The sequence below is a fragment of the Bartonella sp. SL317 genome (assembly GCF_059687655.1).
Window position 1 is genome coordinate 1,302,354 of the sequence record NZ_CM185144.1, and the last position, 13,090, is coordinate 1,315,443.

Genomic DNA, 13,090 nt, shown 5'->3' on the forward strand with positions numbered 1-13,090 from the left:
TTATCATTGAAGTTGATGATACCTTTCAAATCTTTTGCGTTGAATTGAGAAGAAATTGGTGTGAAATATCTCTAAAAATATAGTTTTTTTATCCTCAAGAGTCGGAACCATAGTGTTTCGATGGCATCATATTGTACGACTTTAATTTTGTACAATAGATTATGGTCATACCAGCAATATCGGTCAACCGCTTGTAAAAAAAGGCATGCGTATCACACAAGAGCAAGCAGAAGAAATCCTTTGTGAAGACTTAAAGAAATTTGAGAAGACGGTAGAGGAATCGGTGACGGTTTCATTAACGAATTGCCAATTCGCGGCATTGGTATCGTTTTGCTATAACGTAGGAACAAGATTTTTTTGCAAGTCAACGTTTTTGAAGAAGCTTAATCAAGGGGATTATGAAACGGTTCCTAGTGAATTACAGAAGTGGAATAAAGTGGGGGGTAAGACTCTTGCTGGTTTAGCTAATCGACAAGCAGCAGAAGCTGGTTTGTGGGCGAAAGGGTCTTACATTGCTTCAAATTATCAACGGGTAGAAACGAAGGAGAGAAAAGGTCTTTTAAAGATAGAAGCATTAGCGCCGATCATAGGGTCTTGTTCTGGATTTGGAGGTTTGTTGGTAGGCAATGGACCCATTCAATGGGTGTTAGCAGAGATTATGGTTTTAGCCGCTTGTACAGGACTTGTTATTGTTGCCAAGCGGTTTAAGGAACTGGGCTTATGATTTTTGGTTCAAAAGAAATCTGTCTCTTTTGTTAGCGGCTTTAGCCGTTTTTTTAATGGCTTTAGCCAAAGCATTTCACCTTGGCAAGAAGAGCGAACGGCAGAAGCAAACAGAGCATGCTTTAAAGACCGCAAGGACCCGTTTTGAGGTAGAAAATGAAGTTAATCAAAAAACTTATGTTGATGTACGCTCTGCTTTGTCTCGTTGGGTGTGCGGCAAATAGGTCTATTTCTTGTGTTGGTTGGTTACCAATTTATTTAGACGGGAAAGATATCAAGAACATCAGTTCCAACCTAGCAAGAGATATCTTGAAACATAATCAACAGGGAGCACGCTTATGTGGTTGGCAAAATGAGTAGAAAACAAAGTAATCAAGAACAAGATCTCACAGAGACAGAACAACGGCTGCTTCATGAGATGATAGAAACATATTGAGGCGTAAAGATGATGTCACGTATCATAAAGTGGCTAGCCCTCATTGTCTTTAATGTTTGTCATGGATTTTTCTCGTTTCATGGACGCGCTAAACAATCACTTCTCACACTTTAAAAAATGGATAACTAGGAGTTAAAAACTTAATCGGTTTATATTGTTTTATGACGTAAAGAATCCTTTTTAATAATATCCATAAAGGTGCTACTTCTTAATCTTGCGTTCTCTAAAAGAATTTTTGGAGATACAACTTGTATGCAAGCGTTGAAATCAGACCAATAATTCCGATAATATTCTCCTTCTGGGGAAAAAACTTTAGTCAAATGATTTGTAACACATAAAATTTGTGAAAAAGCGTCATCTATTTCAGCAATGAGATAAAGGTACATTTCCTCAACACTATGTTTCTGAAGTGTGTCGGCATAATACATTAATTGAGCAACGCCTGTATTTTTATAATCTGCTACAGGGCTTTTAAACTCTATTAAGACAGCTTGTCTTTCTTCTTCAGAATCAAAATATAAAGCTATATCAGGTCGACTCGATAATCCTTTATTATTTTTTTCAGCATCATCAGCATCAAGTGAAGCTTTATTAGCTTTTGAAAGGAAGTTCTTTATATTCTTCTCACTTTGTAAATAACTGTAGCCCATTAAGGCGTCATCAAGTATCCATAAATTATTCTTTTCCAATGCTAAAGGTAAGTTTTTATCAGCAGTATATTGTTGTGGAACAAATAAATTATGAATATCTTTTTCCAAAGTTTTAGGTTGTAATAGATTAGAAAATTGGCACAGAATATCGTTTCTGAATTGAATATATTGGATTAGTTCTAGACTAGCAAATTTTTGTGCTGTTTTAAAAATATCTTTTGGTATTCCTTTACCTTCACGAAGCGTTCTTTTGAATGCTAGCTTTTTTGTTGAGCATTTTTTCTCTGCTTTTTCAATCAATGAATCTTCTGTAGAGATACCTCCAATTACATCTTTTATGTCTAAAAATTCTACTAAGTAAGGATATTCTTCAGAAACCTTTTGGAAAAGAGCAATTTTTTCTTCTTTAATTTTTGGGAAGTGATAGTTAATTATTTCATCTAGAATATGCTCTAACTTTTTATTAATATCACCCCAAATTAGTTGTGTTTCTAAGTCAGGTTGTTTGTCATCAATATCAAAACAGTTTCTTTCGTCGTTAACACGCTTATTCAGAACATGAGATTCCAACAAAAATACCATTATAACATTTTTTATTGGTTGAATTTTGCTAAACTCTGAAAAAGGCATAACAGTACGACTATGAGCACAGTAGAATGCTTTTATTTCATCACTATAGTTTTCATTATTTTCAAAATAATAAGAAAGGGTAAAAGGAATATTTCGAAGACCAATATTGAAAGTTTTAACTTCTAAATAAGGTAAATCTTGTGTACTTATTGTGCTCTTCTTCAAGCTTTCTAAATTTTCTGCGTTTCTAATTTATATAAGTCCTCTAAATCTTCCGCTTCATGTACATAAAAGTTGATTTTAATATCTTTTTCTTTATTTAAAAAAAGTACAGGAAGAAGATGATAATAAATTTCATCACGAACGATGCTTATATTTAAATCATTGTGTTTATAAGGGGTTTCAAAAAATAATTGTGTCGTCCACCATTTATCTTATTTACTATTTTCTTTCTTAAAAAAATCTTGTGTAAAATCTGGAGTGAAATTTAATGAAACTCGGACACTATTTTCACTTTTATTAAAACTCGTAATTTCAACTTTTTCAAATACTTTTAAGTAAGTAATACGTCTCCTTTACATCCTTTTTCAATTTTATAATCACTTTATATAGGTAGAAAAAGATTTGATATTTTCTGTTGTAAAACCATCTCCATTATCAAAAACGCTTACCGCAAAAACCGGTTGATCCTGCCATAAATCTTTGTTGCCATAAAGTTGGAATAAAATATCAATTTGCGTTGCATGTGCTTGTATAGAGTTAACGATAGCTTCCTTAAGAACTGTAATTATATTTGTTTTTTGAGAAAGATCACGGATTATAGCCTTAAGATTGACAAGCATAAGTACACCAATAAGCTTTTTATTCTATTTATTTTACTGAAGGAGGTAAAAGTTCCCTTTATAAAGCATATAAATAGTTATATGCTTCATGATGGTCTTTGTATAGAGACATTAGACGATATTTTACTTATGTTCAGCAAAGGTATTCAAGGCAAATTTGTCTTGAGTCTAAATAATTGCGATGCTGTAAGAGCAATTTTCAAAGATTTTGACCTTTTAGAAATGGAGATTATTTTGGATATCCGGAATGGTCAAAAAACACTTCGAAAAGAAGTTCTGATTCGCAATAATTTAGGAGAGTTTCAAAAAGGTTTGTTAGAATCAGAAGGAATATTTCTTCTCTAACAGGACTTTTTATATAATTACATCCTTTGGTAAAATCTTACGTAAACTTCGCATTGATCATTCAGAACACCTCTTAGATATGACTAAGAAGTTAGACGTCTCTATAGCATTTTTATCTTCAGTTAAGATTGGCAAAAATCTGTACCGGTTGGTATGAAAGACAAAATCATAGAACTCTTAGATCAAGAGACAGCTTTTTCGTTAAGAAAAGAATCCTATGTTTGTCGTAAGAGTTTCACAATGAAATCTTCTAATTCATTTAAACGTGAAGCTGTTGGCATGTTAGTTCGAAACTTAGAGAATTTTTCGCAATAAGACGCAGCAAAATTAAAAAAATTATTGGAGAAATTCGATGAAAAAAGAAGCGCCCTATAGAGGCATGTTGCCAAATCATATTCCTTTACTTTTATTTAGATATCCCTAAGTTCTTAAAACATATATGAAATCAGTAAGTTATAGGGTAGATAAAAGAAGATGGTGCCCAGACGCGGATTCGAACCACGGACACGCGGATTTTCAGTCCGCTGCTCTACCTACTGAGCTATCTGGGCACGCTTTATAAAAAATATAAAGCGCTTGCGGTTATAACATTAAAATTTTCTCTGTCCAGTCATCAAAAGAAAAATAATTGATTTTTTAATAAGTTTATCTCCTTATGCTAAAAAGTTATCAATAAATCTTTATCATAAAATAAACTTGATAGGTATGTTGTGATGCGTTAGGGTATGATTATCAAAATGCTATTTTATTATGGTGGTTATACTAAAAAAATAAAAGAATCAATTGATAAGCATGATTAAGAAAGATTTTTTTATAAAGTTTGTGTGAATTTTAAGCCCGCGAAATAATAGAGAACATTTTTGAATTTTTTAAAAAGGACTATTGATTAGCCTTTATAATGGTTTGTTTTTCTTTATTAAAGAAAGCACGAGATCTAAAAGGGGAGAAATAATGATAATGTTACAAAAACCAAGTAGTCGTCCCAAAAATACTAATTTTTCTTCAGGTCCTTGTAGTAAACGGCCTGGTTGGACTCTTGATGTTCTTAAAAATGCATTAGTTGGGCGTTCGCATAGATCGAGAGAAGCAGAATTAAAACTTGCTGAAGTTGTTAATTTAACACGTGAGATTCTTGAGGTTCCCTCTGATCATCATATAGGAATTATTCCAGGTTCAGATACCGGTGCTGTGGAGGCTTCCCTATGGTCTCTGTTAGGTGAGCGTGGCATTGATATGGCGGCGTGGGAAAGTTTTGGATTGGGGTGGAATAAAGATGTTGTTGAGCAATTAAAGCTTTCTGATGTACGTCGTTTTGAGGCTCCATATGGTGAAATACCAGATTTAACACAACTTGATTTTGATCGTGATGTTGTTTTTACATGGAATGGGACAACTTCTGGTGTGCGTGTTCCTAATGCGGATTTCATTCCAGATAAGAGGGCAGGATTGACCATTTGTGATGCAACATCTGCAGCTTTTGCGCAATATCTTGATTTTTCAAAATTAGATGTGGTTACTTTTTCGTGGCAAAAAGTTTTGGGAGGTGAAGCAGCTCATGGTATGATAATTTTAAGTCCTCGTGCTGTTGAGAGGCTTGAGAATCATGTTCCAGCTTGGCCCATGCCTCAACTTTTCTATATGACAAAAAATGGAAAGCTGAACGAAGATATTTTTAAAGGAAAGATAATTAATACGCCTTCCATGCTTTGTGTTGAGGATTTTCTTGATGGATTGAAGTGGGCAAAGTCTCTAGGAGGTGCAGCGGCATTAAGAGAACGGGTTGAGAAAAACTTTTCTGTGCTTGATGCTTTTGTTCGCAAAACACCATGGTTAGAATATTTGGCAAAAGATCCTAAAGTGCGTTCTAACACATCTATTTGTTTAGATATTGTGGATCCAGTGGTTACAGCTTTGGATACAGAAAAGCGCGTATCTTTTATAAAAGCGGTCGTCAATCGTCTTGATGAAGAAGGGGTTGCTTATGATATCGGTTCGTATCGCGATGCTCCTCCTGGGCTTCGAATTTGGGCGGGTATAACAATTGAGGCCTCTGATCTTGAAATTTTAACACAATGGCTTGAATGGGCGTTCCAGATTGAAAAAGCACAGCTTTAAATAATTCTGGGTGATTTTCATACCGCGTTTTTAAAAAGAAAAAGGATACGAAAGATTATGATGATCTTTCGTATTTTTGTATCAGACAAAAAAAATCTAAGTCATTGATATAAATTGTAAAAAATTAAGAGGAAAAATGCATTCTTTGTCAGGGGGGTAAAGCACAAGTTAAAATCTCTAATTTTTTACTTTTTGTAGAGAAAATAACAGATTTAGAATATTTTGGTCTTTGCTTATCTTTGTTATTATAAAATTTAATTACTTGAAGATTGAGAAAAATCTGAAATGAAGAGTCGCACTTACTCTAAGGTTTCGCTATAAGGAAATATTTGTTTTTGGATGCTGGTTTTTTGACCAAACACGACGGAGAAAGTTATGGCCAATGTAGTTGTTGTCGGTACACAATGGGGAGATGAAGGCAAAGGTAAAATTGTAGATTGGTTGTCTGAGAGAGCAGATATCGTAGTGAGATATCAGGGGGGGCATAATGCTGGTCATACATTAGTTATTGATGGAGTTAGTTATAAATTATCACTTTTACCATCTGGTTTAGTTCGTGGGAAGTTATCAATTATTGGCAACGGTGTCGTTGTTGATCCTCATCATTTTGTTGAAGAATTAAAAAAGCTATCTGATCAGGGTGTAAATATTACACCAGAAATTTTAAAGATTGCTGAAAATGCCCCTTTAATTCTTTCTTTACATCGTGATCTTGATGCAATTCGAGAAAGTGGTTTATCAGGTTTAAAGATTGGGACAACAAAGCGTGGTATTGGACCGGCTTATGAAGATAAGGTGGGACGCCGTGCTATCCGAGTGATGGATTTAGCGGAAAAAGATACGCTTATGGCTAAAATTGAGCGGCTTTTGAGACATCATAATGCTTTGCGTCGTGGGATGGGCGTTGCAGAGATTGATTCTCAGGCACTTTATGATGAGTTGATGCAAGTTGCGGATAAAGTTCTACCCTTTATGGATTGTACGTGGCGTCTGTTAGATGAGGGGTATCAGAAGGGAAAGCACATTCTTTTTGAAGGAGCACAAGGTGCTTTACTTGATAATGATTTTGGAACTTATCCTTATGTAACATCATCGAATACAGTTGCTGGGCAGGCCTGTACAGGATCAGGGATGGGGCCTAGAGTCATTCATTATGTTTTGGGTATTGCAAAAGCTTATACCACACGTGTTGGAGAAGGACCGTTTCCGACAGAGCAAATAAATGATATTGGTGAGTTTCTTGGGACGCGTGGGCATGAATTTGGTGTTGTAACGGGTCGAAAGCGTCGATGTGGTTGGTTTGATGCTGTTTTAGTCCGTCAGATGGTAGCAATTTGTGGTGTTCGAGGTATCGCATTGACAAAACTTGATGTTTTAGATGGTTTGGATGAAATAAAAATTTGTATTGGTTATGAGCTTGATGGTAAAAAGATTGATTATTTACCTTCTTCCATGGGAGCTCAAGCCCGTGTGAAACCTATTTATGAAACATTAGAAGGTTGGAAGGAAAAAACAGCCCATGCATTAAGATGGGAAGATTTACCAGTGAAGGCTGTTAAATATATACGCTATATTGAAGAACTGATTAAGACAAAAGTAGCTTTATTATCGACGAGTCCGGAACGTGAAGACACTATTCTGATTACAGATCCCTTTGCAAATTGATGATTGTTTTTAGGCTTCTATATAGATTCTTTATTTATTTCTGTATCTTTTAACAAGGAGTATTTTAAAGAACACGTGAGAAAAAGGTGTAAAATAACATTGTTTATTTTTCATATTCATTTTACATTATTACGGTAGTTGTATCATTGTAAGTGATAATCAATTTATGAGGCCAAAATAAAGATATTTTGGCCTGAGTACTGGGGTTTCTTTTCTCAGTTTAAGAGAGATTATAGAGGAATGGTAGATTTCGTTGGAATCTTAAAAAAGGCAATTAATGCACAAAATAATGTTACACCACAAGTGCGTAAGCGGATTTATAAACGGGCTATCGAAACATTAGAACATCAATTTGTAACAGTAAAAATACCACAAGCAACAGCAGATGAACAAAGAAAGGTTCTTAAAAGTGCTATTGCAACTGTTGAAGAAGAATATTTAGCTGTTGAAAAGGAACTGCTTTCTTCAGCTATTGGGTGGAATTCAACAAATATAACAGAAGATAAGAAATATACAAAAGAAGCTATAATAACAAAGAATAATGAATTTTCAGAGATAAATACCAAAAGAGAGCAGCAGGATTTTGTTAACCCTTCAAAGGATAACAGGGGATCTGACGAGCCTTGTGTATCAGATATTCCAGGAGCAGAGCCTGTTAATATGGAGGTTTATTCGCCTTCTGAACATATTAACCGCAGCGTGTTAAAGGCTTCTTCTTTGCAAGAAGATAATCCACATATTGTTTCACATATTTTTTCCCAGGCTTTACGTCGTGCTAATAAATCATTGGTGAAAAGGCGTATTGTGATAAGTGCTGTTTCTGTTGTGAGTTTTGTTGTTTTAATTGTGGGTATTTTGTTTATTGGTGAGCGTGTATTTGTATCAAATGATCATCAGTTATTAGGAGAGAATCTTCAAGCTTCTCATGGATTACCAAAGGTACTTTCGGGTAAGAGAAAATTAACACAACGTTTATTAGAGGATGGGAGTGAAGTTGATGTTGGTTTAAAGCAAGCGGTAGATTCTTCTAATGAAGAAGGAATCTCAGCTGTTGTTGCCAGCAATTTACCATCGCTTGAAAAATCAGGGGAAGCTGTTTTTTATCAAGCACGTACAAATTATGATGTAGAAAAAGTAGCAACGGGAAGTGCTCGCTGGACGCTTATAAGGGAATCTTATGTAAAGGGGGCTCCAGAAGAAATGGCTATACAAGGTGATATAACAATTCCCGATGAAGGACTGTCATTACGATTAATTCTACGTCGTAATACCGATCGGTCATTTCCAGCGGCCTATATTATGGACCTTATTTTTACTCTTTCTGATACATTTTCAGGTAAAGCGATCAGCAATGTTCAGGCATTAACCTTTAAAGCAAGTGAACAATCCATTGGGCAGGCTTTAACAAAAGCTATTTCTGCAAAGATTAACGATGACTTTTTTCTTGTTGCATTAAGCGGTAATCATCCATTCCTAGATCGAAATTTACAAATGATGAGAGAGTTAAATTGGATGCGTTTGGTATTAACGGATAAAAATGGACGTATAAATGAATTAACCTTTGCAAAAGGACCAAAAGGTGAGTCTATTTTTCACGACGTTATTGGAAAATGGCTTGCACAACAAGATAAGTTAACAGTTCTTGGTGAGAAAAATAAAACATAGATGAAAAATAAGATAAAAAGCTATTTTTCACTATTCATCTTTAAAAAGAACTCAGGTAAAGATCATACATCAAGCATTAAAAGAATTCGAGACGTTCTTTATACGTACAAAGCCAATAGATGCTTTTTTCATTTCCTAATTTAAAAATGCGCAAACAATTGGCTTCATACTTAATTTTAGAGTTTTACACTTGATTTTGCGATAAAGCAGAATCTTTGATGGAATTTTGTACTTTTTCAAATGCACGCATTTCAATTTGTCTTACTCGTTCTCGACTAATATTAAATTCACCAGAGAGCTCTTCCAGAGTTAAGGGAACATCATTTAAACGACGCGCTTTGAATATACGCTTTTCGCGTTCATTGAGATTGTTCATAGCATTAACAAGCATGGAACGACGACTTTCCAATTCACTTTTTTCAATTAAAATCTGTTCCTGATTATTAGATTCATCCACTAACCAATCTTGCAACTCACTGTTTTCTCCTTCTTTTGTACGAAGGGGTGCGTTGAGTGAAGTGTCACCACTAAGCCGGCGATTCATTGATACAACTTCATCTTCTGAAACATTCAACTGAGTCGCAATTTCTTTTACTTGTTCTACATTGAGATCACCGCTATCAAGGGCTTGAAGTTTACTTTTTAACTTACGAAGGTTGAAGAACAAGCGCTTTTGATTGGCTGTTGTTCCCATCTTTACCAAACTCCAAGACCGCAACACATATTCTTGGATTGAAGCTTTAATCCACCATATTGCATAGGTTGCAAGACGAAAGCCCCGTTCTGGTTCAAAACGTTTAACAGCTTGCATAAGCCCAACATTGCCTTCTGAGATGACTTCCCCCATGGGCAGTCCATAACCTCGATATCCCATTGCAATTTTAGCGACAAGCCGCAAATGACTGGTCACTAGACTATGCGCTGCTTTTAAATCATTATGCTCACGATAACGTTGAGCGAGCATATACTCTTCTTTTGGTTCAAGCATTGGAAAACGACGCACTTCTTCCAAGTAGCGGTTTAATCCACCATCACCTATTGTTACTGATAACAAATTCATATGGGCCATATAGCACCCTCCTTTTGTATGAATTCCCTTATAAGGCAAATTCAATGTTTCAGATAGTCAATATCCTTCTCACATCACTTTAGCATATTTTTTAATTTTGTTCAAAAAAAGATATTTTATTCTTGAAATCTTGAGAAAGAAAAAAGTTTCAATTCATTTTTTTAAAGTGCTTAATAAGTGTAGCCATATCTTGAGGCAGTGGTGCAGAAAACGACATAACTTTACAGGTAAAAGGATGTTCAAAAGTAAGACTTACTGCATGGAGTGCTTGTCGGTTGAATTGATCGATGGCATTTTTAAGAGTGGGATTAAGGATGTTTGATTTTGTTTTAAAAGCATTTCCATAAACTGTATCACCTACGAGTGGATGTCCGATATGGGCCATATGAACACGGATTTGATGGGTACGTCCGGTTTCCAGACGACATTCCAGAAGGCTAGCAAAAGACGTTGAGTCTTCATGAGGACCATATTTTTCAAGCAGAGAAAAATGTGTAACAGCATGACGCGCATAAGGGGTTTGATTATGGACGACAGCTTGCTTTGTTCGATTATGGGGTGAACGACCAAGTGATGCATCAATTGTCCAGACATTGCGGTGAGGTGTTCCCCAAATCAAGGCATGATAGCGTCGATCTAATGGGCAGGTACGTCCATGATCAGAAAATTGAGCACTGAGACTTTTGTGAGCCAGATCATTTTTTGCAATAACCATAACACCGCTTGTATTTTTATCAAGGCGATGGACAATGCCAGGGCGCTTAACTCCACCGATACCCGATAAACTATTTCCACAGTGGTAAATAAGGGCATTAACCAATGTACCAGTCCAATTGCCATTGCCAGGATGAACAACAAGACCGGCTGGTTTGTTAATAACAATGACATAATCGTCTTCAAAAAGGATGTCCAATGCAATGGCTTCAGCGCTAGGTTCTGGATCACGAAGGTCAGGCATTGCCAATTCAATTATTTGGTTAGGTCTTAATTTTGTTTTTGGTTCCTTTATGAATTGACCATCAACTTTAAGACAGCCTTCACGGATGAGGGTTTGCAAACGTGAACGTGAGAGCACATCATGGTATTGTTTTGCCAACCACTGATCAAGACGTTGCCCAAGAGCACCTTCATCCGTTATCTTTTGTATGACCATACGATTCCTATTAAGTTTTTAATAAGATTTTACCAATATGAAATGGCTTTGCTATCGAGAAATTCTTTAATTCCCCAATGTCCTCCTTCACGGGCGCGTCCAGAAAATTTTACACCTCCAAAATAACTCCCATCAGGTAATCCATGTCCGTTGACTTCTACCATACCGGATCGTACTTGTGCCGCAATACGACGACATTTTTCGCGATCTTGTGATTGAATATAGTTTGTAAGACCATATTCAGTATCATTTGCTAAAGCGACAGCTTCTTCTTCTGTACTAAAGGCAATAATCGAGAGAACGGGACCAAAGATTTCTTCTTTGAAAATACGCATATGAGGCTTTACATCAGTAAAGACTGTTGGACGAACATAATAACCGCGTTCCATCCCTATAGGTAAACCAGTTCCACCTGCAACAAGAGTTGCTCCTTCATCAATTCCTGATTGGATAAGGTCTTGAATTTTGTCATATTGTTTTTTTGAAACGACAGGTCCAATATGATTTCCCTCTTGGCTATTTTCTCCTACTTTTGTTGTTTCTGCAATATCTTTCGCTATTTTTATGGCCTTATCATAGATGCTTTGTTCCACGATCATACGAGTCGGTGCATTACAACTTTGTCCACTATTATAAAAGCAACCTTGTACACCACGTTGAACCGCATCTGAGTCGGCATCAGCAAAGATAATGTTCGCTCCTTTTCCTCCAAGTTCTAAACTGACTCTTTTTAAAGTAGCACTAGCATTTTTAGAGATATCTTTTCCTGCTCTGGTTGACCCCGTAAAGCTAATCATTTCTAAATCAGGATGTGCTGAGAGGTAAGAGCCAACAGTTGCACCATCCCCATTGATTAAATTAAAAACACCAGCAGGAAGCGCGGCTTCATCTAGAATTTCAGCAAAAAGCATAGCAGAGAGAGGCGCAATTTCAGAGGGTTTTAGCACCATGGTACAGCCGGCCAAGAGAGCAGGGATAACTTTAAGAGTCACTTGGTTCATGGGCCAATTCCATGGCGTAATTAATCCTACGACGCCGATAGGGTCGTAGTGAAGGATTGCTTGCTCATTTCCCTTTATTAAAGTTTCTTGGAAGGAAAACTCTTTATAAGCTTCGATAAAGTCGCGAATATGGGAACTTCCCCTTGCGGTTTGTGCATTAAGCGCCATATCAATCGGTGCTCCCATTTCCATTGAAATGGTTTTTGCCATGTCTTTGGAACGCTTTTCATAAATTTCTTGAATTTTTTCAACGTATCCAAGACGTTCTCTTGGTGATGTTTTTTTCCATTTTTGAAACGCTTCTTTTGCCGCGTTAATTGCTTTATCAGCATCTGTTGTACTTCCAAGGCTAATGACAGCACAAGCCTCTTCTGTTGATGGATTAATGACGTCAAAATCGTGAGGTGTGCTTGGGTTATCCCATAGACCATTGATATAAAATTGCCGTTTATTAAACATAATTCACTCCCTTTGTTGTATTTGTGTTTATGTAATTATGATTGTCTTAGTCTACGCCTTTTTAAATGAGGATAACAAGGATAATCTTATGAAAATGCCAGAAATTAAATTGTACGATGATCATCAAACATGGAAGTTAAATAGAGTAATGTTTCTATAACTGTTTGTCTTATTGGAACTAATTGTTGTTATTAAATAGGGTGAAAAGAGGGGGAGACAGTTTTCTTAACGCTTTTTATCAGGAAGTTTTCTTCAAAATAAAAGGAATAGGAGCTGTGTAACATTATAAACGGGACAATTTATATCGTAAATATGGAGAAGGAATATTGATGAAGTATTCTGGCATTATTTTTTACATTAAAAAGTAATCAACAGCAAAAGGTTATTAACCTTCATA

General features: G+C 35.9%; 10 protein-coding genes, 1 tRNA gene and 3 pseudogenes. 8 read left to right on the plus strand and 6 right to left on the minus strand.

Annotation, left to right across the window (positions count from 1 at the left end):
* Positions 1-151: 151 nt before the first annotated feature.
* From AC6ER9_RS05450 to AC6ER9_RS05460, 3 genes and pseudogenes are all read left to right on the plus strand, one after another.
* Positions 152-724: pseudogene (locus AC6ER9_RS05450) on the plus strand (lysozyme); the annotation flags it as partial.
* A gap of 55 nt (positions 725-779) precedes the next feature.
* Positions 780-947, plus strand: a complete 168-nt coding sequence (locus AC6ER9_RS05455; RefSeq protein ID WP_497073790.1) for a hypothetical protein — start codon at positions 780-782, stop codon at positions 945-947.
* Between the two features lie 128 nt (positions 948-1,075).
* Positions 1,076-1,295: pseudogene (locus AC6ER9_RS05460) on the plus strand (hypothetical protein).
* A 13-nt stretch (positions 1,296-1,308) separates the two neighbouring features.
* Here the strand turns inward: AC6ER9_RS05460 and AC6ER9_RS05465 are convergent.
* Together AC6ER9_RS05465 and AC6ER9_RS05470 are read right to left on the minus strand one after the other, a co-directional pair.
* Positions 1,309-2,604, minus strand: coding sequence for a hypothetical protein (locus AC6ER9_RS05465; RefSeq protein WP_497073791.1), 1,296 nt, complete (start codon positions 2,602-2,604; stop codon positions 1,309-1,311).
* Between the two features lie 374 nt (positions 2,605-2,978).
* A complete protein-coding gene (locus AC6ER9_RS05470) occupies positions 2,979-3,221 on the minus strand; it encodes an ATP-binding protein (protein WP_497073792.1) in 243 nt (80 codons plus the stop codon).
* 81 nt (positions 3,222-3,302) lie between these two features.
* Here AC6ER9_RS05470 and AC6ER9_RS05475 point away from each other — a divergent pair, with 81 nt between their 5' ends.
* Complete coding sequence (locus AC6ER9_RS05475) at positions 3,303-3,566, plus strand: hypothetical protein (protein ID WP_497073793.1); 264 nt, start codon at positions 3,303-3,305, stop codon at positions 3,564-3,566.
* A 13-nt stretch (positions 3,567-3,579) separates the two neighbouring features.
* Positions 3,580-3,881 (plus strand): annotated as a pseudogene (locus tag AC6ER9_RS05480) (XRE family transcriptional regulator).
* A gap of 160 nt (positions 3,882-4,041) precedes the next feature.
* Here AC6ER9_RS05480 and AC6ER9_RS05485 read toward each other — a convergent pair.
* A tRNA-Phe gene (locus AC6ER9_RS05485) sits at positions 4,042-4,117 on the minus strand.
* A gap of 400 nt (positions 4,118-4,517) precedes the next feature.
* Here AC6ER9_RS05485 and AC6ER9_RS05490 point away from each other — a divergent pair.
* The 3 genes from AC6ER9_RS05490 to AC6ER9_RS05500 all read left to right on the plus strand — a co-directional run bounded on the left by AC6ER9_RS05490 (position 4,518) and on the right by AC6ER9_RS05500 (position 9,011).
* A complete protein-coding gene (locus AC6ER9_RS05490) occupies positions 4,518-5,681 on the plus strand; it encodes a phosphoserine transaminase (protein WP_497073794.1) in 1,164 nt (387 codons plus the stop codon).
* A 375-nt stretch (positions 5,682-6,056) separates the two neighbouring features.
* On the plus strand, positions 6,057-7,346 hold the full coding sequence (locus tag AC6ER9_RS05495) for an adenylosuccinate synthase (RefSeq protein WP_497073795.1): 1,290 nt from the start codon (positions 6,057-6,059) through the stop codon (positions 7,344-7,346).
* Between the two features lie 240 nt (positions 7,347-7,586).
* A complete protein-coding gene (locus tag AC6ER9_RS05500; RefSeq protein WP_497073796.1) occupies positions 7,587-9,011 on the plus strand; it encodes a hypothetical protein in 1,425 nt (474 codons plus the stop codon).
* A gap of 184 nt (positions 9,012-9,195) precedes the next feature.
* On the opposite strand, the gene rpoH is transcribed toward AC6ER9_RS05500, so the two are convergent.
* The 3 genes from rpoH to AC6ER9_RS05515 form a co-directional block, all read right to left on the minus strand.
* Entirely contained in the window at positions 9,196-10,080 is an 885-nt protein-coding gene (gene rpoH / locus AC6ER9_RS05505) for an RNA polymerase sigma factor RpoH (protein ID WP_497073798.1), read from the minus strand.
* 148 nt (positions 10,081-10,228) lie between these two features.
* On the minus strand, positions 10,229-11,233 hold the full coding sequence (locus AC6ER9_RS05510) for an RluA family pseudouridine synthase (protein ID WP_497073799.1): 1,005 nt from the start codon (positions 11,231-11,233) through the stop codon (positions 10,229-10,231).
* A 29-nt stretch (positions 11,234-11,262) separates the two neighbouring features.
* The gene (locus AC6ER9_RS05515) at positions 11,263-12,693 is read right to left on the minus strand and encodes an aldehyde dehydrogenase family protein (RefSeq protein WP_497073800.1); all 1,431 of its coding nucleotides are present in this window, start codon (positions 12,691-12,693) and stop codon (positions 11,263-11,265) included.
* Positions 12,694-13,090: the final 397 nt, after the last annotated feature.